The following is a 26,662-nucleotide window of genomic DNA, read 5'->3' as shown; positions in this document are numbered from 1 at the left end:
TCCATGATCGGCAAACTCAAAGGCACCATCGACGAAATCGGCGACGATTACGTCCTCGTCGATGTCCACGGCGTCTGCTACGTCGCGCATTGCTCGGCCCGCACCCTGTCGCGCATCGGCTCTGCCGGTGAAGCCGTCGTCCTGTTCATCGAGACCTATGTGCGCGAAGACCAGCTGAAACTCTTCGGCTTCATGAGCGCGCTAGAGCGCGAGTGGTTCAACCTCTTGCAAAGCGTGCAAGGTGTCGGCGCCAAGGTGGCGCTCGCCGTCCTCTCGACGCTCACCCCATCGGAACTGGCGACTGCGATCGCGCTGCAGGACAAGGCTGCAATCTCCCGCGCACCCGGCGTCGGCCCGAAGGTCGCGCTGCGCCTCGTCACAGAGCTGAAGAACAAGGCACCCGCCTTTGCCGGCGAGGCCGCCGCCAATATCGGCCTCAAGCAGGAACTTGGCGAAGGCGTGGCCTCCGCCCCCGTCGCCGATGCTGTCTCGGCGCTCACCAATCTCGGCTATTCCCGCGAACAGGCTGCAAACGCGATCGCAGCAGCCTTGAAGAACGGCGGCGAAGGGGCTGACAGCGCCAAGTTGATCCGGCTGGGGCTGAAGGAGCTGTCGCGGTGATCACTCCGACAAAATTGATGCCTGCGGAAATTTCGAGTATAGTCGGAAAAATCGAAAAATGTCGGAGTGCTCGATGAAGGTCTGGGAAGCTACCATGTCGGCCAAGGGCCAGATCACTATTCCCAAGGAGGTGCGTGAGCTTTTGAAGCTGAACCCAGGAGATCAGATGGTCTATAGCGTTGTCGACGGAGAAATCGTCATCACGCCGAAGAACATCGACATGAAGGATCTGGCGGGTTTTCTGGGGACCCCGCCCAACGGGCGCGCGACATTGGAAGAGATTGACGAAGCGGTCATCCGGACGGCGGGCGCAAACGCGCTGCTCACCGGAGGCGACGATCCCTCGGACATCGCGGCATGACCCTGGTCGGCCTCGATACCAACATCGTTATCCGGCTTTTGACAAATGACGATCCTGACCAACGACGACTTGCCTTGCGTTTTGCCGAAGGGCTCGGGAAGGACTATCTCGCCTTTCTCCCACTGATCTGCGTATTGGAACTGGACTGGGCACTGCGCTCGCAACTCGGCTATTCGAGACGGGACGCATCAGCGGCCATCGCCAAGCTCCTGCAGGTTCGGGGACTGACGATTGAAAGTCACGATCTGGTCGTCAAGGCGCTGCGACACGTCGAACAGAAAAACGCCGACTTTGCCGATGCCTTGATTGCGGCCCGATCTCTTCAAGAAGGCTGCGCCTCCATAAAGACCTTCGACAAACGCGCCGCCTCCCGCGTGCCCGGCATGGAACTTCTCGCATGAACACAAACAACCCGATCCTGACGCCGGAAAAGCGTGGCGAAGACCTGGACGCGGCGCTGCGCCCGCAGACGCTCGACGACTTTACCGGTCAGGCCGAGGCGCGCGCCAATCTGAAGATCTTCATCGAGGCGGCAAAGAACCGGGGCGAGGCGCTGGACCATGTGCTCTTCGTTGGCCCTCCCGGTCTTGGCAAGACGACGCTCGCCCAGATCATGGCCAAGGAGCTCGGCGTCAACTTCCGCTCGACCTCGGGGCCCGTCATAGCCAAGGCCGGCGACCTCGCGGCCCTTCTGACCAATCTCGAAGAGCGCGACGTGCTCTTCATCGACGAAATCCATCGCTTGAGCCCCGCCGTCGAGGAAATCCTCTATCCGGCCATGGAGGATTTCCAGCTCGACCTGATCATCGGCGAAGGCCCGGCAGCCCGGTCGGTGAAGATCGACCTGTCGAAGTTCACGCTGGTGGCCGCAACCACGCGCCTCGGCCTTTTGACGACCCCGCTGCGCGACCGTTTCGGCATCCCTGTCAGGCTGAATTTCTACACCGTCGAGGAACTGGAATCGATTGTCCGTCGCGGCGCCCGGCTCCTCAACCTGCCGATGACCGAGGACGGCGCCCGTGAAGTCGCCCGCCGCGCGCGCGGCACGCCACGCATCGCCGGTCGCCTGCTCCGCCGCGTCCGCGACTTCGCCGAAGTCGCCCGCGCCGAGGCCGTCACTCGCCAGATCGCCGACGAAGCCCTGACGCGGCTCAATGTCGACAATATGGGCCTCGACCAGCTCGACATGCGCTACCTCTCGATGATCGCCGTCAATTTCGGCGGCGGCCCTGTCGGCATCGAAACCATCGCCGCAGGCCTGTCGGAACCGCGCGATGCGATCGAGGACATCATCGAGCCCTACATGATCCAGCAGGGCTTCATCCAGCGCACCCCGCGTGGCCGTGTTTTGACGGCCACCGCCTGGAAACACCTCGGCATGACCCCGCCCAAGGATCTCGAAGCCGCACAATTCAGGCTGACGCTTGAGGATGACTGAACCCGTGTCGAAACGCACCCTGATCACCATCAAGGACGGCAAGCGGCGCTTCAACCATCGCATCGCGGGCCTTGCCTTCCGCGACGGCCATGTGCTGGTCCACCGCGCCACGCACGAGACCTTCTGGACCTTTCCGGGCGGTCGGGCAGAGATCGGCGAGACCTCGTCCAAGACGCTGGTGCGTGAAATGCAGGAGGAGCTGGGTGTGACCGCAGAGGTCCGCGAGCTGCTCTGGATCGTCGAAAACTTCTTCGACTACGAGCAAAAGGCCTGGCACGAACTCGGGCTCTACTATCGGATGGAGATTCCCGAAGTCTTCCCCTTCCATGCGACCGAAATCATCCACCGCAACGAGGACGGCAAGAACAGCCTTGAGTTCAAATGGGTGCCGGCCACGCGGGATGCGCTGATCGCACTCGACATACCGCCCTACTTTATCGCCGACGAGATCGAGAACCTGCCGACATCTCCAAAACACATCGTCTGGCACGACGGGGATCTCGACCGGTCATGAGCGCCCTTCGCTTCGTCCGCAAGCTCGCCTATGCCAACATGCTCGCCAATGATCGCCTGCATGAGGCAGTTTCGCAGCTGGAGGCCGGAGAATTCGAGGCACCCCGCACGAGCTTCTTTCCCTCGCGCGTCGCGACACTCAATCATATCCTGATCATCGACTGGTTCTATGTCGACGCGCTTGAAGGCGGTGATCTTGGCCCGAAGGCATGGGCCGATCAGATCCCGTTTCCGGACCGGACCGAACTCCGCGCAGCGCAATTTGGCATCCGACCGGCGGCTGCTCGCCTTTTGTTTGGCCCTGAATCATGAAAACCTCGACCGCCCTGTGAGTATTCACCGCGGAGGGCGCATCCAGGTGGAGCGCTGCGACGACGTGCTCTCCCACCTCTTCCAGCACCAGACCCATCATCGCGGCCAGGCGCATGCCATGCTGGCTGGCACAAGCATCAAGCCACCACAGATCGATGAGTTCATCGTCGCCGATGACGCGGCAAGTCGTTCGGATGTTCTTCAGCGTCTCGGGATGACAGAAGCGCAGGTCATGAACCCGGGCGAAGTCTGACAACGCGGTCGCAACGGATCTGCGGGGCGCGTGCATCAGACAATCTGCATATCATAATGACGCCACATGCCAGCCCCTTTTCCGTCCATATACGCCAGTAATGAGGCGGCGGACCTAAGGTTAAGTGCGGCCCCTTAAGTCGACGCAATGAGTAATTCCTGAATTCACAGTCAGCATACGCCCGGCGTTTGCGGAAATGGTTCCGCACGTCTGTAAAACTGGACAGAAGGAGGAAGTGGGGGCCTCGCACAACCTGAAGGATTCCCGTTATGGGCCTCATGTACCTTATCGATACTTTACGCCTCGATCCAGTCGCCTCCATCAAGACGGGGTTGCGCATCGTCCACTTCATAGGCCTTGCCTTGGGCCTGGGGGCGGCAACCGTTCTCGACCTGATGATCCTGAAGTTTTTCCTAAAGGGCAAGGTGACGAGCGACCAGTGGAACGTCTTCCATTTCGGTTCCCGCATCGTCAATGCCGGCTTGATCCTCCTGTGGATTACAGGCCTTGGCTTTCTCGCCTATTACAGCGCCTTCGATCCGATCCGGCTCGAGAATGAAAAGGTCTGGGCCAAAATGACGATCGTCCTCATCCTGACGATCAACGGGGTCTTCCTGCACATGGCCGTACTCCCCAAGGTAAAAGCGCAGATCGGGCGCTCGCTCCTCGACGGAATGTCGACCGGACAGCGCAGCCTGTTCTTTGCCTCAGGCGCCCTGTCGGCCACCTCCTGGTACGTGCCCCTGCTTCTCGGGGCGATGCCGCAGCTCAATTTCGTCGTCCCGATGACGACGATCCTGCTTGCCTATGCCCTGCTGCTCACGCTGGCCTTGCTGGCGACGCAGCTCATGCTTCTGGCGCTCGGTGACGACCAGCGATCCGAACACCCATCCAGCCTGCGCGATCGGTCGGAACCCGTCATGGGGCTTGCCTGATCACGACTGAAACGGAAGGCCGGCGCTCAAGGGCCGGCCTTTCTATCTGGCCCAAGCGGATAGCCGAGCAGGCGCAATCCTGGTTTGCGAAGCTCCTGCACTTTCTGCTATGCGCCTGAAGACAAAATCACCGGGGCAGGCACCAAGCAGTGCACGCCCATGCAGGACCAGGGACGGCAATGTCTTCGATGGAAATATCGCTCTCCGGCAGACTAACTGCAGACGGCCATCACCTGACCCAGCGCGTCTACTATGAAGACACCGATTTTTCCGGTGCCGTCTATCATGCCCGTTACCTCCATTTCATGGAGCGCGCCCGGACAGACTATCTGCGCTGCCTCGGCGTCGAGCAATCGACCCTTTTCGAGACATCCGACGAGGGCCTCGCCTTCATGGTTCATCGGATGGAGATCGATTTCAAAGCCCCTGCCCGCATGGATGATATCATCACTGTCGTGACGCGAACGGAGAAGGCCGGGGGCGCCAAGATGATCCTGCAACAGGAGATCCGCCGCACGGATCAGTTGCTGATCGCGGCAAAGGTCGTGATCGCTGTCGTCAATCGCAACGGCCGCCCCAGACGCCTGCCGGACGATCTCGCCAGGCAGTTCCTCACCTGACTTCACAAAGCCCTGAGCGAGCTCTGCGGTAACCCCTTTTTAACCTTAATCGGGTCTTACTCGGAGGCTGGAAGTTTGTGCATCGCACGCCTTCCTTTGACCAAATTTTCATACCAGAAGCACTCTGGGAGCTAAGGCGGGAAAAGGGTTTCGGCGGCTGCGACCGCAAACATTTTCCACCAGTAGAGCTCATGTCACCGCCCGGTCCAACCCACCGGGCGTTTGGATTTCGGGGAATTGAAGGCGATGGAACAAGTTGGAATGGCTGCAGCAGCGCATGATGTGAGCCTTTGGGGCCTCTTCATGCAGGCAGGCCTGATCGTCAAGCTGGTCATGATCGGCTTGGTGGCCGCCTCCGTCTGGACCTGGGCAATCGTCATCGACAAGTATGTGAGCTATGCCCGCGCGCGACGCCAGTTCGACCAGTTCGAACAGGTCTTCTGGTCCGGCCAGTCGCTGGAAGAGCTGTATCGCACGCTTGCCGAGCGCAGCAACACCGGCCTTGCCGCCATCTTCGTCGCCGCCATGCGCGAATGGAAGAAGAGCTTCGAGCGCGGCGCCCGTTCACCGATCGGCCTGCAGATGCGCATCGACCGCGCCATGGATGTGACCATGGCACGCGAATCCGAAGCGCTCGAATCGCGCCTGTCGTCTCTGGCCACCATCGGTTCGGCCGGCCCCTTCATCGGCCTTTTCGGTACCGTCATCGGTATCATGACCTCCTTCCAGGCAATTGCCGGCTCGAACAATGCAAGCCTTGCAGTCGTCGCCCCCGGTATCGCCGAAGCACTGCTCGCAACCGCCATCGGCCTGATCGCCGCTATCCCGGCCGTCATCGCCTACAACAAGTTCTCCGGTGAGGCCGGCAAGCTCGCATCCCGCATGGAAGGCTTTGCAGACGAATTCTCGGCCATCCTGTCGCGCCAGATCGACGAGAAGCTGCAGCCGCGCCAGGCAGCACAGTAAGGCCCGGAAGGCAGGAGACGCATCATGGGTATGTCGGTTGGATCAGGGAGCAAGGGTGGCGGACGCCGCGGACGGCGGGGCGGCAAGCGCGCGCTCGTGAGCGAAATCAACGTCACGCCGTTCGTCGACGTCGTCCTCGTTCTGCTGATCATCTTCATGGTCGCAGCCCCGATGATGACCGTTGGCGTGCCGATCGACCTGCCGCAGACCCAGGCCCAGGCGATGAGCAGCGAAAATCAGCCGATCACCGTCTCGGTCAATCCGGCCGGCGAGATCTATCTGCAGGAAACGGCGATCCCGATTGAGGAAGTCGTCCCGAAACTGCAGGCGATAGCCACCACCGGCTACAGTGAACGCATCTTCGTGCGCGCCGATACCGCCGCCACCTACGGCATCGTCATGCAGGTCATGGCGCGGATCTCGGCCGCAGGTTTCACCAATATTGGTCTTGTGACCCTGCAGGAACAGCAGAACTGATCGGACGGACATGAAGGGCAGCCTCTTCACATCCTCGCTTCTGCACACTCTGGCGCTCTCGGCGGCGCTGGTGAGCCTCGGCTCGCCCGCAAAACTCGAATTTGCCCCCATGGAAACGCTCCCGGTCGATATCGTTCCGATCGAGGAGTTCACCCAGATCCAGAAGGGTTCGACAGACGCGCCGCTGGCGGAGAAATCCGCACCCGTGCCGACCCAGAAGCCGGCGATTGCCGAGCCCGCCGAAAATATCGGTGACAACGACGTCGATCTGAAATCACCACCGACCCCCTCCAAGCGTCCGGTCGAACAGGAAGTCGCGGCCGCGCCAAAGAAGGTCGAGACACCGGCGCCGACGCCTGATCCAAAGGCGAACGAGGTGAAGGAAGTGGTCAAGGAAGACACGGCCCCGCCGCCGGAGCCGGAACCCCAGCCCACTGAGCCCCAACCCGCGGAAGAAGCTGTAGCCGAAGAGATCCCCCTGCCCGAGCAGGCGCCGATCCCGGCTGCGCGTCCGAAGCCCGAGATCGCCAAGCCGGCGGAAAAGAAGCCGGCGCCCAAGCCTGATGCCAAGCAGGACACCAAGGCGCAGGAAACGGCGAAATCCAAACCGCAGATGGAAAGCGACTTCAACGCCGACGAAGTGGCAGCCCTTCTCAACAAGACGGATGCTGCCGGCGGTGGTGCGAAACGCTCCACCGATCAGGAAGCACTCGGCGGCCGCACCGATACCGGCGGCTCGAAACTGAGCCAGAGCGAACTGGACGCGCTGCGTGGCGTCATCCAGGACAACTGGCTGATCACGCCGGGTATGGCGGACGCCGCCGACGTGCGCGTCCGCGTCACTTTCCGCCTCGACCAGAATGGCGCCCTGATCGGCGAACCAGAGGCGACTGCCACTGGCGGCTCGCCCTCGGCCCAGCAGGTCCTCATGAGCGGCGCCGTGCGCGCCGTGCGCAAGTCCGCCCCCTTCACCAATCTGCCCCCGGACAAATACGACGCTTGGTCTGAAGTTGTCGTCAATTTCGACCCCAGCGAACTGATGTAAGAGCTGAAAGGCTTGATAAGCATGAAAACTCTCCTCCTCCGAATTCTGCTGGTCTGTGCCGGCATGGCATCTGCCTTCGTGGCGCCTGCAAACGCAGCCGTTGAAATCAACATCAACCGCGGCAACGTCCAGCCGCTGCCGATCGCCATCACCGACTTCATCTCGGCAGACGGCATAGGCGCGCAGATCTCTGCAGTCGTGGAAGCCGACTTGAAGCGCTCGGGCCTCTTCGCCCCGGTCAACCGTGCCGCTTTCATCGAGCGGATCCAGAACCCTGACCAGGCACCGCGCTTTCCCGACTGGACAGCCCTGAAGGCCGAGGCCCTGGTGGTCGGCCGCATCGTGCGTGAACCCGATGGCCGCCTGCGCGCCGAATTCCGCCTCTGGGATACCTTCGGTGGCCAGCAGATGACCGGCCAGCAGTTCTTCACCGATCCGAAGAACTGGCGCCGCGTCGCCCACATGATCGCCGACGCGATCTATGAGCGCATCACCGGCGAAAAAGGCTATTTCGACACCCGTGTCGTCTTCGTCTCGGAGAGCGGCCCCAAGACCGACCGCAAGCGCCAGCTGGCCATCATGGACCAGGACGGCGAGAACATCCGCATGCTGACCAACAGCAACGACATCGTCCTGACGCCGCGCTTCTCGCCGAGCCGCCAGGAAATCACCTACATGTCGTTCGAAGGCCAGCAGCCGCGCGTCTATCTCCTGCAGCTGGAAACCGGCGCCCGTGAAGTCGTCGGCAATTTCCCCGGCATGACCTTTGCGCCACGCTTCTCTCCCGATGGCCAGCGGGTCATCATGAGCCTGCAGCAGGACGGCAACGCCAACATCTACACGATGGACCTGCGCTCGCGCACCACGACACGCCTGACGAATACGGCCGCGATTGACACATCGCCGTCCTACTCGCCTGACGGAAGCCAGATCGTCTTCGAAAGCGACCGTGGCGGCCGCCAGCAACTTTATGTCATGGGTGCCGACGGCTCCGGCCAGCGTCGTATCTCCTTCGGTGACGGTTCCTACTCGACACCGGTATGGTCGCCCCGCGGCGATCTGATCGCCTTCACCAAGCAGTCCGGCGGCAAGTTCTCGATCGGCGTCATGAAGACCGACGGTTCCGGCGAGCGCATCCTGACCACGGGCTTCCACAACGAAGGCCCGACCTGGGCACCGAACGGCCGCGTGCTGATGTTCTTCCGCCAGAACGCTGGCGCCGGTGGACCGCAGCTCTACTCGATCGACCTTACGGGCTACAACGAGCAATTGGTGAAGACGCCATCCTTCGCCTCCGACCCGGCCTGGTCGCCGCTGATGGAATAGTGACTGGAAAGAGGCGCATTTGCGCCTCTTTCTCGCCTCAAAGGCCCTGCAATTGCACTGTTTCTGACGAGAATTAACGCTTCGTTCACTATAATTGTTGGAAGCCGGTTAACCGCGATTGGTTATGCTCCGGCAACCCTAACAGAGAATTCAAGGAGACCGGCGATGAGCCGCATTCATTCCCCGGCCAAGAGCCGCCTGCAGAAGATGGCAACCAATCCGGCCATGGTCGCGTTTGCCGTGGCCCTCGCCCTTGCCGGCTGCGCCAACAAGAAGAACCTGCCGAACAGCGCCGGCGAACTCGGTCTCGGCGCCGGTGGCGCTGGTGCCGCCACCCCGGGCTCTGCCCAGGACTTCACCGTCAACGTTGGCGACCGCATCTTCTTCGACACCGACTCGACCGCCATCCGCGCCGATGCCGCCCAGACGCTCGATCGTCAGGCACAGTGGCTGCAGCGTTATCCGAACTACGCAATCACGATCGAAGGTCACGCCGACGAGCGCGGCACGCGCGAATACAACCTCGCACTCGGTGCCCGCCGTGCAGCGGCGACCCGCGACTACCTCGCACAGCGTGGCGTTCCGGCTCAGCGCCTGAAGACCATTTCCTACGGCAAGGAACGTCCGGTCGCGGTTTGCGACGACATTTCCTGCTGGTCGCAAAACCGCCGCGCCGTCACCGTTCTGGGTGGCGCCGGCATGTGATCCGGTTCACACCGGCATCACCAGAGCTTGAAGGCGGCCCTTGGGCCGCCTTTTACATTTCTCCATACTTTGGCCGAACTTGGTTGCTTTTTGCAGGCAATTGGGAAAACTCCTGTCGGCGCTGGTTCGGCGCAATTCGTCGCGAAAACAGGAAGAAGGAACATGAACAAACTTGTGATGGCCGCTCTGCTTGCGACGGCCTCGCTGACGGGACTGAGCGGAACTGCAAACGCATTTCAGCTGTTTCCGAATGTCCAGCTCGGCCAGAAAGCTGCGCCCGGGCATACGCCGAAGGCCGAAGTCCAGTTCGCTCAGGCGACGGATCCGACTTTGCGTGTCCAGCAGCTTGAGGAAGAAATCCGTGCCCTGAACGGGCGGATCGAGGAAATGACCTTCCAGCTTCTGCAAATGCAGGAAGCCATCCGCAAGCAGCAGGAAGACAACGAATTCCGCTTCCAGGATCTCGAAAAGAAGAGCGGCTCGCTGACCCGTCCTGCGAACGGCGACGGACAGCAGGATTCGGTTGCTGAAATCATCACCGAAACCCCGGACGTCGGCGTAACCGCCGACGCTTCCGGTCTCGGCCAGTCGCCAGGCACGGCACCCGGCGAACAGACGCTGGGCTCCATAGCGCTCGACGAAAACGGAATGCCCGTAACGGCCACGCTCAATCAGGATGCATTGAACAACAGCTCGACCGCCCTGCCCGGCGTCGATACCGGCGTTACGGCACCCTCGGCGACGCCGCAGTCCGCGCCGCAGCAGACCGCCTCGCTCAATTCCGAGAGCGACGTCTACCAGATTGCCTATGCCCATGTGCTGTCAGGCGACTATTCGCTGGCCGAAAGCGAGTTCCGCGATTTCATCGCGGCCTATCCGAGCAGCGCCAGAATCGCCGACGCCAATTTCTGGCTCGGTGAAGCGCTCTATTCTCAGGGCAACTACAACGAAGCGGCCAAGACCTTCCTCAATGCCCATCAGACCTACAACACATCGCCGAAGGCGCCTGAGATGCTGCTGAAGCTCGGCATGTCGCTCGCCGCCCTCGACAATAACGAGACGGCCTGCGCAACGCTGCGTGAAGTCTCCAAGCGTTACCCCAAGGCTTCCCGCGCTGTCGTCTCCAAGGTTGCGAGCGAGCAGAAACGCCTCGGCTGCTGATGAGCGCCCCCCTCGCGGCAGGCTCTTTACTGCCCGAACTTACGCCCGAAGCCGCGATCCAAGAATTTCTCGTCTCGCTCAGCCGTCCCATGCGCCTTCTCGTTGCCGTATCCGGTGGCAGCGATTCGCTCGGACTTCTCTTGTTCCTGAAGCGCGCGATCGACCGGCAGGCATATCCCCACCGCCACACACTCTCCGCCGCAACGATCGATCATGGCCTGAGGCCGGAAGCTGCCGACGAGGCCGGCGAGGTCGCGGAGCTCTGCCGAGAACTCGGTATCGAGCATCGGATCGAGCGCTGGACGGGCAACAAACCGGGGAGCGGCCTGCCCGCTGCCGCTCGCGCAGCGCGTTACCGGTTACTCGCGCATGCAGCAGGCAACCTCAAGGCCGATGCGATCGTCACCGGCCACACGCTGGACGATCAGATCGAGACCGTGGCCATGCGCGCGGATCGCTCTGCAGACGCAGTCCTCGGTCTGAGCGGCATGGCGCCGGCTACGCTTTATGCAGGCCACCTGTGGATCCTCCGCCCGTTTCTGCGCACACGTCGCACAGCGATCCGCAGCTGTCTTGAGGCCGATGGCCGGAGCTGGATCGATGACCCGAGCAATGACGACCCCCGCTACGAGCGGGTCCGGACCCGGCGCGCGGCTCAGACACTCGATGCAGCAACGATCGACGCTGCCGTCGGACAAAGAACATCGCTTTCGGCAAAAGCAGCAGACTGGCTGAAGCGCCATGCGACTGCTGGCCCCGCAATGCTGGTGAGCGTGTCGCTGGATGCCTCCAGACATTTGGAGAAAGGGATCCGCGATCATGCCCTCGGCGCACTCGTAGCCGTGCTCGGTGGTAAGCCGCATCGTCCCGGTGCCGACAGCCTCGCGCGGCTCAGCCTCAAACTGGACGACGGCTCGGATTTTCGCCTGACCCTGTCGGGTACCCTGGTCATTCGACTGCGCGACCGGCTCCATCTCGTGCGCGAAAGGCGCGGTCTTTTGCCGCTGTCGCTTGCGCCCGGTGCGACCGGCATCTGGGACGGCCGCTACACAATCGTGAATTCGAGCGACAGCGAGATCACGGTTACGGGCGGTCCGGCAACCATAATCGACGCCACCTTACCCGGCTCGATCCGCTCTGCACTGCAGGAAAATGCACCACAAATCATTGAAAACAAAAAGGTTCGACACACTGAGGGCGCAGCCGTGACGGCAACCCCGCGGCTCTCGCTCTATGGCGACTTCATGCCCTGTTTTGACCAGCCATTGGCCGACATGATTGCCACGTTGATAGGCGTGGATCCGAGCCCCGCATGTCCGATTTAAGACTTATTGACGGAAAACGATCTGCGACGCCCCGTTTGCCTTGGCAAGGATGCGGCGCGATCCTATGTTAGAGAGTAATTCTGCGGGGCTTCGTCCCGCACCACAGGTTCGGGGAGTTCAATGAACCCAAATTTTCGCAATTTCGCGCTCTGGGCGATTATCGCACTGTTGCTGATCGCGCTCTTCAGCATGTTCCAGACCTCGCCGTCGCAGACGGCCTCCAGCGAGGTTCCCTACTCGCAGTTCCTCCGCGAGGTGGATGCGGGGCGCGTGCGTGAAGTGACGGTCACTGGCAACCGCGTTCTGGGCAAGTATGTCGAGTCTGGAACGGCGTTCCAGACCTACGCACCCGTGGTCGACGACAACCTGTTGACCAAGCTGGAAGCCAAGAACGTCATGATCGTGGCCCGCCCCGAAACGGACGGCTCCTCCGGTTTCCTGAGCTATATCGGCACGCTTCTCCCCATGCTGCTGATTCTCGGCGTCTGGCTCTTCTTCATGCGTCAGATGCAGGGTGGCTCCCGCGGTGCCATGGGCTTCGGCAAGTCCAAGGCGAAGCTGCTCACCGAAGCGCATGGCCGCGTCACCTTTGATGACGTGGCTGGCGTTGACGAAGCCAAGCAGGACCTGGAAGAAATCGTAGAATTCCTGCGTGACCCGCAGAAGTTCCAGCGTCTCGGCGGCAAGATCCCGCGCGGCGTGCTGCTCGTAGGCCCTCCGGGCACGGGTAAGACGCTGCTCGCCCGCTCGGTTGCCGGCGAAGCCAACGTCCCCTTCTTCACCATTTCCGGTTCTGACTTCGTCGAAATGTTCGTCGGCGTCGGCGCAAGCCGCGTCCGCGACATGTTCGAACAGGCCAAGAAGAATGCGCCCTGCATCATCTTCATCGACGAAATCGACGCCGTCGGTCGCCATCGTGGCGCCGGTCTCGGCGGCGGCAACGACGAACGCGAGCAGACGCTGAACCAGCTGCTGGTCGAGATGGACGGCTTTGAAGCCAACGAAGGCATCATCCTGATCGCCGCGACCAACCGTCCCGACGTTCTCGACCCTGCTCTTCTGCGTCCGGGCCGTTTCGACCGTCAGGTTGTCGTGCCGAACCCTGACATCATCGGCCGCGAGCGCATCCTCAAGGTGCACGCACGCAACGTGCCGCTGGCCCCGAATGTCGACCTAAAGGTTCTTGCACGTGGTACGCCCGGCTTCTCCGGTGCGGATCTGATGAACCTCGTCAACGAAGCCGCCCTGATGGCCGCCCGCCGCAACAAGCGCGTCGTCACCATGTCGGAATTCGAAGACGCCAAGGACAAGATCATGATGGGCGCGGAACGTCGCTCCTCCGCCATGACCGAAGCCGAAAAGAAGCTGACTGCCTATCATGAAGCCGGCCACGCCATTACCGCTCTGCAGGTACCGGCAGCCGACCCACTTCACAAGGCGACCATCATCCCGCGCGGCCGTGCTCTCGGCATGGTCATGCAGCTCCCCGAGGGCGACCGCTACTCGATGAGCTACAAGTGGATGGTCTCGCGCCTCGTCATCATGATGGGTGGCCGCGTCGCTGAAGAACTGACCTTCGGCAAGGAGAACATCACTTCGGGCGCCTCCTCCGACATCGAGCAGGCAACCAAGCTGGCCCGCGCCATGGTCACCCAGTGGGGCTTCTCGGATGTCCTCGGCCAGGTCGCCTATGGTGAGAACCAGCAGGAAGTCTTCCTTGGTCATTCGGTCTCGCAGTCGAAGAACGTCTCGGAATCGACCGCCCAGAAGATCGACATGGAAGTGCGTCGCCTGATCGACGAAGCCTATACCGAGGCCCGCCGCATCCTGACCGACCACCACGATGCATTCGTAGCGATCGCCGAAGGCCTGCTCGAATACGAGACGCTCTCGGGCGAAGAGATCAAGGCCCTCATCCGCGGCGAGAAGCCGTCCCGCGACAGCGGTGACGACAGCACACCGAGCCGTGGCTCCGCCGTGCCCTCGACCGGCCGCAAGGACGCACCGAAGGGTGGCGAACCGGAAGGCGGGCTGGAACCCCAGCCGCACTGATCGGACGCGATAGAGATCAAGCGAAAGGCCACTCCTCACGGAGTGGCCTTTTTTGTATGCAACGGACCTTGGCCGCAAAATCCGGTGGATGACCCTTCCGGCAGTAACGGCATGTAATGAGCTTTAGCGCTATTTTACGTGTTCTTCGTCGCGTTCTATGGCATGAGCAGCCAACCGCGGGCCCCTGCACGATCGCCTGTGCTGATCACGTGCAGCGACCGCCAGCGAAATGGACTTGAAGGAACACTTGATGACACGTCGTTACTTCGGCACGGACGGTATTCGCGGCCTCTCCAACCGCTTCCCCATGACACCCGACCTCGCCATGCGTGTCGGCATTGCCGCCGGCACGATCTTCCGCCGCGGCGGACACCGCCACCGGGTGGTGATCGGCAAGGATACGCGCCTCTCCGGCTACATGCTGGAAAACGCCATGGTCGCGGGTTTCACGGCAGCCGGCCTCGATGCCTTCGTTCTCGGCCCGATCCCGACGCCCGCCGTCGCCATGCTGACGCGCTCGCTGCGCTGCGACCTCGGCGTGATGATCTCCGCCTCGCACAATCCCTTCGCCGACAATGGCATCAAGCTCTTCGGCCCCGACGGCTACAAACTGTCGGACGAGCTTGAGCAGCAGATCGAGGAACTGCTCGAGAAGGACCTCTATGGCCAGCTCGCAGCCCCCAACGACATCGGCCGTGCGAAGCGCATCGACGGCGTGCATGACCGCTACGTTGAATTCGCCAAGCGCACCCTGCCCCGCGACGTGACGCTGCACGGTCTGCGCGTTGCCATCGACTGTGCCAACGGCGCCGCCTACAAGGTAGCGCCCGCAGCCCTCTGGGAGCTCGGTGCTGACGTTGTCACCATCGGCGACGAGCCGAACGGCACGAATATCAACCTGGAATGCGGCTCGACCCATCCGGACGCCCTGCAGAAGAAGGTCCATGAAACCCGCGCCGACATCGGTATCGCACTCGATGGCGACGCCGACCGCGTCATCATCGTCGACGAAAACGGCACCGTCATTGACGGCGATCAGCTGATGGCGGTCGTTGCCGAAACCTGGGCGCAGGATGGGCTGCTGCGTGGCGGCGGCATCGTCGCGACCGTCATGTCGAACCTCGGCCTGGAACGCTTCCTCGGCGACAAGGGCCTGACGCTTGCCCGCACCAAGGTCGGCGACCGCTATGTCGTCGAGCACATGCGCAACCACGACTTCAACGTTGGCGGCGAACAGTCCGGCCATATCGTGCTGGCCGACCACGGCACGACCGGCGACGGCCTTGTGGCTGCCCTGCAGATCCTGGCAGCGGTCAAGCGCACCGGCAAGACGGTCAGCGAGCTCTGCCACCGATTCGAGCCTGTACCGCAGCTCCTGCGCAATGTCCGCTTCTCCGGCGGCAAGCCCTTGGAAGACGCCGTCGTCAAGCAGGCCATCGCTGACGCGGAGGCAGAGCTTGCCAAATCCGGGCGTCTGGTGATCCGCCCCTCGGGCACCGAGCCGTTGATCCGCGTGATGGCTGAAGGCGACGACCGCGCCCAGGTCGAGCGCATCGTCAACGAACTCGTCGACGTCATCGCAAGCGTGCGCAGCGCCGCTGCCTGAGCCGATGCAGGGACCCTGAATTGCAAAAAGCCCGGCTGCGATGCAGCCGGGCTTTTGTTTGTCTCGATAGGTCCAGACGATCAGGCCGAGAGTTTCGCCATGACTTCGTCGGAGACTTCGAAGTTCGAATAGACGTTCTGCACGTCGTCATCGTCTTCGAGTGTGTCGATGAGCTTCATCAGCGAGGTCGCCTTTTCTTCATCGACTTCGATCGTGTTCTGCGGCTTCCAGATTGCCTTGACGGTTTCCGCGCCACCGAGCACGGCTTCGAGCGCCTTGGACACTTCGTTCATGTCTTCGAAGGCGCAGTAGATCGTATGCCCGTCTTCATCCGACACCACGTCTTCGGCACCGGCTTCGATCGCCGCTTCCATCACCTTGTCGGCATCGCCGACGGAGGCTTTGTAGGTGATTTCGCCGACATGGTCGAAGGAGAAGGACACCGAACCGGTTTCGCCGAGTGCACCACCTGCCTTGGAGAAGGTCGAGCGAACGACGGAGGCCGTGCGGTTGCGGTTGTCGGTCAGAGTCTCGACGATGACGGCAACGCCGCCAGGGCCATAGCCTTCATAGCGGATCGCGTCATAGGTCTCGGCATCGGCACCGGACGCCTTCTTGATGGCGCGCTCGATGTTGTCCTTCGGCATCGACTGCGCCTTGGCGTTCTGCACGGCGAGGCGAAGTGCGGCATTCATCGCAGGGTCGGGCAGACCGGTCTTTGCGGCAACGGTGATTTCGCGCGCAAGCTTGGAGAACATCTTCGAACGGATACCGTCCTGCTTGCCCTTGCGGTGCATGATGTTTTTGAACTGTGAATGGCCAGCCATGGCACCCCTGATCAGGTCTGTTTGTGGGAATGGCCGCCTTATAAGGGCGAAAGCCAGCTGTTTCAAGGCCGCTACAGCGGTTCAAAAAGCCGGAACAAGTGCCTGCCCAACTCGTTGCTGTGAGCACACACGACAAGGAGATAGAACATGGCAAGTTTCAGCGAAGCCCGCGAAAATCCCGTCGAACAGCTTTGGGATGAAATCGACAATGTCCATGCCGGCATGCTTGGCCTGATGGGTGGCAACATGCACATGCAGCCGATGGCCCCGAATGCGGACCGCAAGCGCAACACCATCTGGTTCTTCACCAAGACCGATAGCCATCTTGTGCAGGCCCTGCGTCCCGGCAGCCGCGCTCACTTCTGCGTCGTTGGCAAGGATCATGACTATCACGCCTGCCTCGCAGGCACGTTGGTCGAGAACAAGGATCCGGCGAAGATCGACGAATACTGGAACTCGGTCGTTGCTGCCTGGTACGAGGGTGGAAAGTCCGATCCGACGCTGACGCTTCTGGAACTCAAGCTGGACGACGGCGAGATCTGGGCGTCCACCAACAGCTCGCTGAAGTTCGGCTGGGAAATCGCCAAGGCGAACATGAGTGACGATAAACTGCCTGACGTCGGCGTGCACCGCGAGGTGCGCTTCGCCTGAGGCCCATAGGGGATCCTAAACCCCCTGCAAGACCAGAATCAGCGGCTTCTTCGGCAATGTCCGCATGGACACCGTGAAGCCGCGATTCTCCGAGATCTGCGTATCGAAACCATCGTCGAACATCGACAGGAAAGTCTCGATCGGCGGACCACGACGATGCATGGGCAGGATCACTGCGGAGCGCAGACGCTGCACGATCCGGCTCATGCTGTCCGCCCCGAGCGTCAGACCCCCATCCACCGGCACCATGACGATATCAAGTCGGCCGATCTCGCCGTAATGGGTGTCGGTCAATTCGTGATGCAGATGCCCGAGATGGCCAATGCAGAGGCCGGCGACTTCGATGATAAAGATCGAGTTGCCGTTCGACTCCATGGTGCCGCCCCAGCTTCTGATGTCCGTCGGCACGTTTCGGACATAGGCATCGCCAACGACCAGGCGATGCTCGATGGGTTCGCCCGGCTGGGCTTCGTTCCAGCCTTGCAGGACAGCCCCGATCGCCGGATCCGGGTTGAGGGTATAGTGGCTCGAATGCGCCTTGTTCATCGTTACCACGTCAGGCGTGCGCGACGTGCGAAGCCAGCCGTTGAAATCGGTGGCAATCGAGATGCCGGCTGGCGTGTCGATCTGGAAAGTCGAATGGCCGACGAAGGTGATGACCACGTCTTCCTGCACCTGCGCCAGCGTCAATGCGGGAGCACCGGAGGATGAAGGCGTGAAGTTGGCGTACTGAACCTTGGGAATTTTCTCGGCGATCAATTGGCACTGGCTGACCTGCGGTCGCTGTGCCTCTTGCGCCAAGGCACCACCGGCCAGAGCCGACAGTACCATCGTGGACAACACCAGTCTCAGCATCATGCCGCTCCCTGCATCCCATCCAGATCAGAAATGCGAGCATGAGGCAGCTTATCCCTTGGGTAAAGGCACAAGACCGAGCCGCGCTTGTCAATTTGCCGTTATCGCAGGCGCAGAAGATACCCTGTTCCGAGGCGGGAGACTTAATCGAACCTTAAGCGCTGCTGGTCAATCTTCGCACCCACGCGGGGCCTGCATCCTGCGACAGACATCTGGAGAGGACATCCCATGCCGGCGGCGCAAGCCTTATTCGACCACGACACCCAGACCACCGGCTATGCCCTACTGGATTGTATAGAAGCAGCCCTCAACGAGGATTTCAGCAAACTGCCGTCCGGCTCGGACGCACTGGACCGCGCCGTCGCGCGCCTGATTGCGCGCTGTCAGGAACGGTCGGGCGCTCAACTGAAGGACGTTGTCGAGATCTCGGTCAACGTCAACGAAACGGCCACCATGTCGGCCAATCTGCTTTACGATCTGAAGCAGGTCGACCACCGCACGCATGACATTGCCGCAGCGGCCGAAGAAATGGCGGCAACGGTGGATGAGATCGCCCGTCACGGCGAAGAGATTTCTGGCGGCACGCGACGCGCGGGCGCCGCCTGTGACGAGGCTCGGCAGTCAGCCATGGACACACGCACGACCATGGAGGGCATCAACCGGGCTCTTGGCGATGCCTCCGACCGGATCGCCTCGATCCACACCTTGGGTTCGCGCATTTCAGAGATCGCTGCCAACATCAAGAAGATCGCGTCCCAGACCAATATGCTCGCGATCAATGCGGCCGTCGAAGCGGCACGCGCCGGCGAGGCTGGGCGCGGTTTTGCCGTCGTCGCTTCGGAAGTGAAGGCGCTTTCCGACCGCACGGCCAATGCGACAACGGAGATTTCCAAGATCGTTATGGATCTTGAGCAGGGCCTGACCTCGATGAACGAGGCGATGTCCGTCAGCCGAAGCTCTGCAAGTGCCGGCACGACTGCCCTCGACAAGCTTTCAACCCGGCTCGCGGATGCCCTGCGCCAGGTCAACGAGAGCGCCGATAGCGCAGCCCAGATCGCAAGCGGTCTCGTCGAGCAGAAGGCGGCCTCTTCGAGCGTGGCAAACGGGATTACCCATATCGCCACGAGCGCCGGCGACGCGACCCGCCAACTCGGCCGGGTCATGGATGCGATCGCCAGTGCCCAGGCTGGCCTCGACAGGCGGCTGAAGGTTCTGGCCGAGGAAGACATCCCCGGCAAGGTCGTTCTGCTGGCGCAATCGGACCATGTGATCTGGAAACGGCGCCTGGCCAACATGATGGTGGGCCGCGACAGGCTCGATCCTCGGGAACTGGCCGACCACAAGAACTGCCGCCTCGGCAAATGGTATCTCGGCGCACGCACGACGCACCTTGGCCAGGACAGCGACTTCCTTTCGCTGGACGAACCACATTGCCGGGTGCACGAGCACGGACTGGAAGCCGTCCGCTGCTACAACGCTGGTGACATCGGTTCGGCGCTAAAGCAGTTGCAATGCGTCGAGGTCGCGTCCAGCGAAGTCTTGCAGAAGCTGGGAAGGTTGGAGCGCAAGACGTCGCGCCATTGATGACTCCGTCGCCATCATGACACTCGATCCCGCCGTCAGGCCCAGAAGGGCGGGATCGTCTCGGCGAGCCGCGGCCCGAGCCGGAGTGGCGCAATCTTTTCGGCAAGCCCCGTGCTGTCGGAGATCTCGACACCCACGCCACAGATCGTAGCGGGGCCGCTTGCCGCCTCGAAGCGGCCCTTGGGCATCTTCGAGATGAAGCGGTTCAGCGGCTCTTCCTTCTCCATGCCGAGCGAGGAGTCATAATCACCGCACATGCCGGCATCCGACATATAGGCCGTACCACCGTTCAGGATCTGGTGGTCGGCGGTCGGCACATGGGTGTGGGTGCCGACGACAAAGCTAGCACGGCCATCAACGAAATGTCCGAAGCACTGCTTCTCGCTGGTCGCTTCGGCATGGAAATCGAATACGATGACGTCTGCCTGCTCCTTCAGCGGGCAGGCAGCCAGGATCGTCTCGGCGGACTTGAAGGGATCGTCGAGCTCGGGATGCATGAACACCCGACCCATGATGTTGGCGACGAGCACGCGCGCACCGTTGCGCGCGTAGAAAAGGCCGGACCCCTTACCGGGCGTGCCGGACGGATAATTGGCCGGGCGCAGGAACTGGTCGTGCCGGGTGCAGAACGACACGGCCTCCTTCTGGTCCCAGACATGGTTGCCGGTCGTCACCACATCGGCACCGGCATTGATCGTCTCGAGATAGATGTCCTCGGTGATGCCGAAGCCACCAGCGGCGTTCTCGCCGTTGACGATAACGAAATCGAGCTTCAGGTCGGAGATCAGGCCCGGCAACCGCTCCCATACAGCCGTACGTCCGGTCTTGCCCACCATGTCTCCGAGGAACAGAAGTCGCATTTTCGTCCAATCACTCCATGAATCTTCTAAGGCCGCTCTCGGTCAGCACGGCTTCCAGCCGGACGTCATGGGCCTCATAGGGCACTTCTGCCACCTCCTGACAGTCGAATGCAATGCCGATCAGCCGCGGATGCCGGCCTTTTTCCCTGAGACGGGCGATCGCCCTGTCATAATGACCCGCACCATAGCCGATCCGGTTGCCCCCGGCATCGAATGCCGACAGAGGTACCAGAAGCAGATCGGGATCGAGCACCGCAGCTTCCGGGCCTGGCCCACGGGTGCCAAAACCGGTATCGACGAGTTCCGCGCCGGCTGCGAGTTCGCGGAAGACAATCGTCTCCTTGTCGAGAACGACAGGCAGGCAGAGCCGCGCACCCCGGGCCTTCAGCCGTGCCATCAGCGGGCGAATATCCGCCTCGGAACGGATCGGGAAGAAACCGGAGACGACGAGCCCAGGCTCCAGCGAAAGATCGTCTCCCGCAAGTTCCGCCATGGCAAGACTGTGCTCCAGTCTCATCTCCGCCGGGATCGCGTCCCGGACCGCCAGCCGCGCCTTCCGGATCTCGGCCTTCAACTCCCGCTTTTCTACCATCACAAGGCTCTTTTCTTCCAGCCACACCAGATTTGGGGAGGCAGCCCAACAGAAAATCGTGTTTTTGCGCTTGGTCAAGCCTGTTTCGAAAACCCCTAAAAAACCAAGGATTAACTCAAAGCGCTTAGACTTACGTCCAAGTCAACGACCAAAGGCCATTCCCAATGCAGATCTTTTCGCGCTTCGGCATCACGAAAACAATCACCGCCACGACGGTCCTGATCCTGATCGCGGCACTCGGAGCCGTCGCATGGGTCATCTCCGGCAGCATCGAAACCCGCATCCAGCAGCAGGCGATTTCCGGCCAGGATGCAAGTCTTCGCACGGCGGCCACGATCATCGAACGGGATCTGCCCGGCACGACCGTGACATGGGCCGCAGACGGCAATGTCCAGCGCATCGTCATGGAAGCCATTCCGGCTGAATTCACCGAGCACGGCATGATCGACGTCATCGGCCGCATGACCGGCCAGACGGCCACGATCTTTGCATGGGATGCAGAAAGCAAGGACTTCTGGCGCCGCACCACCAACATCATCAAGCCGGATGGCAACCGCGCCGTCGGCACCGCACTCGGCCAGACCGGGGCTGTCTATCCCTATTCCGTTAAGGGCGAGATCTATCGCGGCGAAGCCGTCATCCTTGAGACGCCATACTACACGATCTATCAGCCAATCTTCTCGCCGGCCGGAGATGTGCTTGGCATTCTCTATGCCGGCGTGCGCAAGGCCGACATCAACAGTATCGCAACCGAGATGACCTATGCGATCGGCACAACTGCGCTGATCGTGCTTCTGATCGCCGCAACGCTGATCACCCTTCTCGTCCGTCGCATCATTGGCTCCCTGCCGCGCCTGACGGCCGTTGCAGACCGTCTCGCCTCCGGCCAGCTCGAAACCGAGGTGCCGGATCAGGACCTGAAGAATGAGGTCGGCGCACTTGCGCGTGCAATCAACGTCTTCCGTGAAAGCGCCATCCAGAAAATTGAGGTCGAGCGCCGCGCGGCTGAAGCAGCAGCCCAAGGAGATCAGGAACGTGCCGAGAGTGAGCGCGCCAAGGCCGAAGATGCGCGTCTCGTTCAGGAAGCCGTTGATGCCCTCGCCGACGGACTGAACCGCCTGAGCGACGGCGACCTGACTGTTCGCATCGATCGCGCCTTCACTGGAAACCTCGACCGTCTGCGCGTCGACTTCAACGCCTCTGTCGAGAAGCTTAGCAGCACGCTTGCCGAAATCCGCGACGAAACCTCGGGCATCGAAGCGAGCTCGGCCGAGATGCGCTCCGCGACCGACGACCTGTCGAAGCGCACCGAACAGCAGGCTGCCTCTCTGGAAGAGACATCCGCCGCCCTTGAGGAGATCACATCGACCGTGCGTGGCTCGTCGGCCAAGGCAGACGAAGCTGCAACCATGGCGACCAAGGCGCGCCAGAGCACAGAGAACTCCAGCAAGGTCGTGTCCAACGCAATCGAGGCCATGAGCCGCATCGAGCAGGCGTCGAGCGAGATTTCGAAGATCATCAACGTCATCGACGAAATCGCCTTCCAGACCAACCTCTTGGCGCTTAATGCCGGCGTCGAGGCAGCGCGCGCCGGTGAAGCCGGCAAGGGCTTTGCCGTCGTCGCCCAGGAAGTCCGTGAACTCGCCCAGCGTTCGGCCAATGCGGCCAAGGACATCAAGGCGCTAATCAACAAGTCGGGTGAAGCCGTCGCCGGCGGCGTGTCGCTGGTCCAGCAGACCGGCTCGGCACTCTCAGAGATCTCCAACCAGGTGGCCGTCATCAACGACCACATCACGTCGATCGCCTCGGCTGCCCGTGAGCAGTCCACGGCGCTGAACGAGATCAATGGCTCGGTCAACCACATGGACCAGTTCACCCAGAAGAACGCCGCCATGGTGGAAGAGGCGACCGCCGTGACCCACCGTCTGGCCGACAGCGCCCGCAATCTGGCGAGTTTCGTCGCGCAGTTCCGTGTCGCAGGCGGCGCAGCCTCCTCGAACCGCGCTCCCGCGCCGAGCTACACTGCACCAACACCAACGGCCCGTCCCGCAGCACGCCCGGCTCAGGCTCAGGCCGAGACGCGCCCAGTAGCCTCCCCGGCTCGCCGCATGGTCGGCAACCTCGCCAAGGCCTTCGGTGGCGGCAGCACGGCGGCCGCCACCTCGCAGGACAATTGGGAAGAATTCTAATCCCAGGAACCGATCAAAAAGAAAAGCCGTCGCGAGTGATCGCGGCGGCTTTTTGCATCATATCTTATCAGAAGAGGAAGGTGCGATCCACGGCAACCGATGGAGATTTACGATCCTGGGTGCCTACAAACGTAGGTGGGCGCCATATGTCCGAGCCCACGGGCCCGGCCAGGGACAGCTCCCTTTGGATCGAGTATGGCCCCAGGGATTGTGGTTCCTGTCGTGAGGCGCAGATCGCAACTCAGATATAGGCGCTTCGCGGGCACTGCGCCAGTGGGCTCGAAAAATAGTCCTTAAGCCTGAGGCTGGGGAGCGGGCCGCTGGGTCAGTTTGCGGGTGATGCCGTTCAAGCGATCTGCAAGGTCTGATATCGCATGCGCCACCGCCTCCTCGCGATGATGCACGCCTGACAGGACTGTATCGCGCCCCTCGCGGAAACCGGCGAGCTCCGCCTCGGCTGCGGCAAGCCGACGATTGATCTCGGCCATCTCGTCCATGACCATGATCCCGGCCATGACGGTAATCCTCAGATCGCCGATCTCACCGAACTGTCCCTTGAGATGGCCGACATAACGATCGAACTCGCTCGCGAGCTCAGTCAGATGGGCTTCCTGCCCCTCCTCGCACGCCATGCGATAGGCTTTTCCGTCGATCGTGACTGTGACCTGCGCCATCGGCGTTCCAACTCTCTTCTACGCGTGGTGCTCCCGCACCTTATGCAAACAAGCGCCCCGCGGCCCGAATTTTACCGATCGAGCACCGCGCGGATCGTTTCCATCGCCGTCACCAGTCGACGCGAGACCTCACGGTTGACCTCTTCGAGCCGGTTGGCCCGGAATTCCGACTGGTCAAGTTCCTGAGCAAGGCGGGCGCGATCGGCATGCACGCGCCGCACCTCGCCATCGATCTCCATACTCTCGCGCTCCGCATCGAAACGCATGTCGACGGCGTTCTCGAGCCCGGCGACAGCCTGCCGCAGCGCCGCGAGCGCGGCATCCACCGAATTTTCCGCCGGCATTCTCTTGCCCCTGCCTCAGTGAAGTCTGTTCGCTACACGAATCGTCACGGCCGCCCCGATCATGTGAGCCGGGACAGTAAGCCCCGCCCTTGGCACGCGTCAATAAAGCGCACGCCTCCGGAAGTAGCCAATTCTGTGGAAGACTGTCTCGTTCTTGCCGCTCCGTAAGTCATCTGCCGCCGTCGCACAGGAAAGAGGCAAAGAGATGTTTTCTTCATCCCGGAAACGCCGCAACCCGGCCCATTTGTTGACTTGCGCGATGCACCTGCTAAGGATCACCCCCGTTCAGACGGCCCGTCCCGGCAGGCCGTGTCTCGAAGCCCCGGAACAAGCGGATAAGCCATGATTTCTCCCGAAAAACATCAGCGGATGGCGAATGCGATCCGTTTCCTCGCCATGGATGCAGTGGAAAAGGCCAATTCCGGCCACCCCGGCATGCCCATGGGCTGCGCCGATGTCGCGACCGTTCTTTTCACCCGCTACCTGAGCTTCGATCCGAAGAACCCGCTCTGGCCAGACCGCGACCGTTTCGTGCTTTCGGCCGGTCACGGCTCGATGCTGATCTACTCTCTCCTCTATTTGACCGGTTATGAGGACATGACGATCGAGGACATCAAGTCCTTCCGTCAGCTTGGCGCAAAGACTGCCGGCCACCCGGAATACGGCCACGCCTCGGGCATAGAGACCACGACCGGTCCGCTCGGTCAGGGCATTGCCACGGCCGTCGGCATGGCGCTCGCCGAGAAGAAGCTCGCAGACGAGTTCGGCTCGGAGCTGCAGGATCACTATACCTATGTGCTCGCAGGCGACGGCTGCCTCATGGAAGGCATCAGCCAGGAAGCGATCACGCTGGCAGGCCACCTGAAGCTGAACAAGCTGATCGTCTTCTGGGACGACAACGGCATCTCGATCGACGGCGCGATCTCGCTTGCCGACTCGACCGACCAGCACGCCCGCTTCCGCTCCGCCGGCTGGAACACGATCGCGATTGACGGCCATGATCCGGAAGCGATCGCCGCTGCCATCGAAACCGCCAAGGCCTCCGACAAGCCGACCATGATCGCCGCCAAGACCGTCATCGGCTTCGGCGCCCCGAACAAGGCCGGCACCCACAAGGTTCACGGCTCACCGCTCGGCGCCGACGAAATCGCCGCCACCCGTAAGGCGCTCGGCTGGAACGAGGAAGCCTTCTCGATCCCCGCCGACGTGCTTGACGCCTGGCGTCTGGCCGGCCTGCGCTCGACCAAGATCCGCAAGGATTGGGAAGCGCGTCTGGCGGCTGCCGATGCTGAGAAGCGCGCCGAGTTCAACCGCCGCTTCGCTGGCGAACTGCCGGGCACGCTCGCCGGTGCCGTCGACGCCTACAAGAAGAAGCTCGCTGAAACCAAGCCGACGGTTGCAACCCGCAAGGCTTCGGAAGATGCGCTCGAAGTCATCAACGGCGTCGTCACCGAAACGCTGGGCGGCTCGGCCGACCTGACCGGCTCGAACAACACCAAGACCAGCCAGACCAAGTCGATCACCCCGACCGACTTCTCCGGCCGTTACATCCATTACGGCATCCGCGAGCACGGCATGGCCGCTGCCATGAACGGCATCGCCCTGCATGGTGGCCTGATCCCCTATTCCGGTGGCTTCCTGATCTTCTCGGACTACTGCCGTCCGTCGATCCGCCTGGCTGCCCTGATGGGCATCCGCGTCATCCACGTCCTGACCCATGATTCCATCGGTCTTGGCGAAGACGGCCCGACGCACCAGCCGGTCGAGCACATGGCAGCGCTCCGCGCTATCCCGAACCTCCTGATGTTCCGCCCGGCAGACGCGACCGAAACGGTCGAGTGCTGGCAGGTGGCACTGGAGAACAAGGAGCGTCCGTCCGGCCTCGCCCTGACGCGTCAGAACCTGATCCCGGCCCGCACCGAGTATGAGGAGCGCAATCTTTGTGCTCAGGGTGCTTACGAGCTGATTTCGGCCAGCGACGCCAAGGTCTCGATCTTCGCCTCCGGTTCGGAAGTCGAGATCGCGATCAAGGCCCAGCAGCAGCTGGAAGCCAAGGGCATTCCGGCCCGCGTCGTCTCCGTTCCCTGCTTCGAACTCTTCTTCGAACAGGACGCCGACTACCAGGAAGCGATCATCGGTCATGCTGCGGTCAATATCGGGATCGAAGCCGGCATCCGCCAGGGCTGGGACGCCATCATCGGTTCCACCGGCACCTTCATCGGCATGAAGTCCTTCGGCGCCTCCGGCCCGGCCAAGGAACTCTACAAGCACTTCGGCATCACGGCGGACGCAGTCGTGGCAGCCGCCGAAGCCAAGCTTGCCTGACACCATCCCGCCAGGGCGTCCCCCCCCGGGGCGCCCTGACATTGC

General features: G+C 61.9%; 26 protein-coding genes, 1 other RNA gene and 1 pseudogene. 21 read left to right on the top strand and 7 right to left on the bottom strand.

Going from position 1 to position 26,662, the window contains the following annotated elements:
• Positions 1-3 precede the first annotated feature (3 nt).
• From ruvA to glmM, 17 genes and pseudogenes are all read left to right on the top strand, one after another.
• Positions 4-621: a Holliday junction branch migration protein RuvA gene (gene ruvA, locus IP85_RS03595; RefSeq protein WP_054148293.1), complete on the top strand. Its 618-nt coding sequence runs from the start codon at positions 4-6 to the stop codon at positions 619-621.
• A gap of 73 nt (positions 622-694) precedes the next feature.
• Positions 695-982: an AbrB/MazE/SpoVT family DNA-binding domain-containing protein gene (locus IP85_RS03590; RefSeq protein WP_082347581.1), complete on the top strand. Its 288-nt coding sequence runs from the start codon at positions 695-697 to the stop codon at positions 980-982.
• The gene (locus tag IP85_RS03585; RefSeq protein WP_054148291.1) at positions 979-1,383 is read left to right on the top strand and encodes a type II toxin-antitoxin system VapC family toxin; all 405 of its coding nucleotides are present in this window, start codon (positions 979-981) and stop codon (positions 1,381-1,383) included. Before IP85_RS03590 ends, IP85_RS03585 begins: the two co-directional genes overlap by 4 nt.
• Positions 1,380-2,420 carry a Holliday junction branch migration DNA helicase RuvB gene (gene ruvB / locus IP85_RS03580; RefSeq protein ID WP_054148290.1) on the top strand — a complete coding sequence of 347 codons (1,041 nt, stop codon included), beginning with the start codon at positions 1,380-1,382 and terminating at the stop codon, positions 2,418-2,420. Before IP85_RS03585 ends, ruvB begins: the two co-directional genes overlap by 4 nt.
• 4 nt (positions 2,421-2,424) lie before the next feature.
• Positions 2,425-2,934: an NUDIX hydrolase gene (locus IP85_RS03575; RefSeq protein ID WP_054148518.1), complete on the top strand. Its 510-nt coding sequence runs from the start codon at positions 2,425-2,427 to the stop codon at positions 2,932-2,934.
• A pseudogene (locus IP85_RS03570) lies at positions 2,931-3,498 on the top strand (DinB family protein). The gene IP85_RS03575 and the pseudogene IP85_RS03570 overlap by 4 nt, the downstream one beginning before the upstream one ends.
• Positions 3,499-3,767: 269 nt before the next feature.
• Complete coding sequence (locus IP85_RS03565) at positions 3,768-4,433, top strand: hypothetical protein (protein WP_054148289.1); 666 nt, start codon at positions 3,768-3,770, stop codon at positions 4,431-4,433.
• A gap of 179 nt (positions 4,434-4,612) precedes the next feature.
• Positions 4,613-5,053 carry a tol-pal system-associated acyl-CoA thioesterase gene (gene ybgC / locus IP85_RS03560; RefSeq protein ID WP_054148288.1) on the top strand — a complete coding sequence of 147 codons (441 nt, stop codon included), beginning with the start codon at positions 4,613-4,615 and terminating at the stop codon, positions 5,051-5,053.
• A 246-nt stretch (positions 5,054-5,299) separates the two neighbouring features.
• On the top strand, positions 5,300-6,019 hold the full coding sequence (gene tolQ / locus IP85_RS03555) for a protein TolQ (RefSeq protein WP_054148287.1): 720 nt from the start codon (positions 5,300-5,302) through the stop codon (positions 6,017-6,019).
• Positions 6,020-6,043: 24 nt separating this feature from the next.
• A complete protein-coding gene (gene tolR, locus IP85_RS03550) occupies positions 6,044-6,496 on the top strand; it encodes a protein TolR (RefSeq protein ID WP_054148286.1) in 453 nt (150 codons plus the stop codon).
• A 10-nt stretch (positions 6,497-6,506) separates the two neighbouring features.
• Positions 6,507-7,541 carry a cell envelope integrity protein TolA gene (locus tag IP85_RS03545; protein WP_054148285.1) on the top strand — a complete coding sequence of 345 codons (1,035 nt, stop codon included), beginning with the start codon at positions 6,507-6,509 and terminating at the stop codon, positions 7,539-7,541.
• A 21-nt stretch (positions 7,542-7,562) separates the two neighbouring features.
• Positions 7,563-8,867: a Tol-Pal system beta propeller repeat protein TolB gene (gene tolB, locus IP85_RS03540; protein WP_054148284.1), complete on the top strand. Its 1,305-nt coding sequence runs from the start codon at positions 7,563-7,565 to the stop codon at positions 8,865-8,867.
• Positions 8,868-9,032: 165 nt separating this feature from the next.
• Positions 9,033-9,572 carry a peptidoglycan-associated lipoprotein Pal gene (pal, locus tag IP85_RS03535; RefSeq protein ID WP_054148283.1) on the top strand — a complete coding sequence of 180 codons (540 nt, stop codon included), beginning with the start codon at positions 9,033-9,035 and terminating at the stop codon, positions 9,570-9,572.
• 162 nt (positions 9,573-9,734) lie between these two features.
• Positions 9,735-10,733: a tol-pal system protein YbgF gene (gene ybgF / locus IP85_RS03530; RefSeq protein WP_054148282.1), complete on the top strand. Its 999-nt coding sequence runs from the start codon at positions 9,735-9,737 to the stop codon at positions 10,731-10,733.
• Positions 10,733-12,058, top strand: a complete 1,326-nt coding sequence (gene tilS / locus IP85_RS03525) for a tRNA lysidine(34) synthetase TilS (RefSeq protein ID WP_054148281.1) — start codon at positions 10,733-10,735, stop codon at positions 12,056-12,058. The genes ybgF and tilS overlap by 1 nt, the downstream gene beginning before the upstream one ends.
• A gap of 120 nt (positions 12,059-12,178) precedes the next feature.
• The gene (gene ftsH / locus IP85_RS03520) at positions 12,179-14,110 is read left to right on the top strand and encodes an ATP-dependent zinc metalloprotease FtsH (protein ID WP_054148280.1); all 1,932 of its coding nucleotides are present in this window, start codon (positions 12,179-12,181) and stop codon (positions 14,108-14,110) included.
• Between the two features lie 250 nt (positions 14,111-14,360).
• On the top strand, positions 14,361-15,716 hold the full coding sequence (gene glmM, locus IP85_RS03515) for a phosphoglucosamine mutase (protein WP_054148279.1): 1,356 nt from the start codon (positions 14,361-14,363) through the stop codon (positions 15,714-15,716).
• A gap of 80 nt (positions 15,717-15,796) precedes the next feature.
• Here glmM and IP85_RS03510 read toward each other — a convergent pair whose 3' ends face one another.
• On the bottom strand, positions 15,797-16,543 hold the full coding sequence (locus IP85_RS03510) for a YebC/PmpR family DNA-binding transcriptional regulator (protein WP_054148278.1): 747 nt from the start codon (positions 16,541-16,543) through the stop codon (positions 15,797-15,799).
• Positions 16,544-16,690: 147 nt separating this feature from the next.
• On the opposite strand from IP85_RS03510, the gene IP85_RS03505 reads away from it, so the two are divergent.
• Positions 16,691-17,194 (top strand): pyridoxamine 5'-phosphate oxidase family protein, encoded by a 504-nt coding sequence (locus IP85_RS03505; protein ID WP_054148277.1) that lies wholly within the window; start codon positions 16,691-16,693, stop codon positions 17,192-17,194.
• 15 nt (positions 17,195-17,209) lie between these two features.
• On the opposite strand, the gene IP85_RS03500 is transcribed toward IP85_RS03505, so the two are convergent.
• Positions 17,210-18,052, bottom strand: a complete 843-nt coding sequence (locus tag IP85_RS03500; RefSeq protein ID WP_054148276.1) for an MBL fold metallo-hydrolase — start codon at positions 18,050-18,052, stop codon at positions 17,210-17,212.
• A 225-nt stretch (positions 18,053-18,277) separates the two neighbouring features.
• On the opposite strand from IP85_RS03500, the gene IP85_RS03495 reads away from it, so the two are divergent.
• Positions 18,278-19,633, top strand: a complete 1,356-nt coding sequence (locus tag IP85_RS03495) for a methyl-accepting chemotaxis protein (RefSeq protein ID WP_054148275.1) — start codon at positions 18,278-18,280, stop codon at positions 19,631-19,633.
• Between the two features lie 35 nt (positions 19,634-19,668).
• Here IP85_RS03495 and IP85_RS03490 read toward each other — a convergent pair whose 3' ends face one another.
• Positions 19,669-20,493, bottom strand: a complete 825-nt coding sequence (locus IP85_RS03490; protein ID WP_054148274.1) for a TIGR00282 family metallophosphoesterase — start codon at positions 20,491-20,493, stop codon at positions 19,669-19,671.
• A 10-nt stretch (positions 20,494-20,503) separates the two neighbouring features.
• On the bottom strand, positions 20,504-21,085 hold the full coding sequence (locus IP85_RS03485; RefSeq protein ID WP_054148517.1) for a 5-formyltetrahydrofolate cyclo-ligase: 582 nt from the start codon (positions 21,083-21,085) through the stop codon (positions 20,504-20,506).
• 164 nt (positions 21,086-21,249) lie between these two features.
• On the opposite strand from IP85_RS03485, the gene IP85_RS03480 reads away from it, so the two are divergent.
• A complete protein-coding gene (locus tag IP85_RS03480) occupies positions 21,250-23,274 on the top strand; it encodes a methyl-accepting chemotaxis protein (protein ID WP_054148273.1) in 2,025 nt (674 codons plus the stop codon).
• An 80-nt stretch (positions 23,275-23,354) separates the two neighbouring features.
• Here the strand turns inward: IP85_RS03480 and ssrS are convergent.
• The 3 genes from ssrS to IP85_RS03470 form a co-directional block, all read right to left on the bottom strand.
• Positions 23,355-23,513: non-coding RNA, 6S RNA (gene ssrS, locus IP85_RS21850), on the bottom strand.
• Between the two features lie 54 nt (positions 23,514-23,567).
• Positions 23,568-23,948 carry a cell division protein ZapA gene (locus IP85_RS03475; RefSeq protein ID WP_054148272.1) on the bottom strand — a complete coding sequence of 127 codons (381 nt, stop codon included), beginning with the start codon at positions 23,946-23,948 and terminating at the stop codon, positions 23,568-23,570.
• A gap of 71 nt (positions 23,949-24,019) precedes the next feature.
• Positions 24,020-24,292: a DUF4164 domain-containing protein gene (locus IP85_RS03470; protein WP_054148271.1), complete on the bottom strand. Its 273-nt coding sequence runs from the start codon at positions 24,290-24,292 to the stop codon at positions 24,020-24,022.
• A gap of 342 nt (positions 24,293-24,634) precedes the next feature.
• Between IP85_RS03470 and tkt the strand changes: the two genes are divergently transcribed.
• Positions 24,635-26,617, top strand: a complete 1,983-nt coding sequence (gene tkt, locus IP85_RS03465; RefSeq protein WP_054148270.1) for a transketolase — start codon at positions 24,635-24,637, stop codon at positions 26,615-26,617.
• Positions 26,618-26,662: the final 45 nt, after the last annotated feature.

It is taken from the genome of Rhizobium sp. AAP116 (assembly GCF_001295785.1).
In the GTDB taxonomy this organism is placed as follows: Bacteria; Pseudomonadota; Alphaproteobacteria; order Rhizobiales; family Rhizobiaceae; genus Allorhizobium.
The sequence above is the reverse complement of the archived record's forward strand: the minus strand, read 5'-3'. Positions and strand labels throughout refer to the sequence as shown.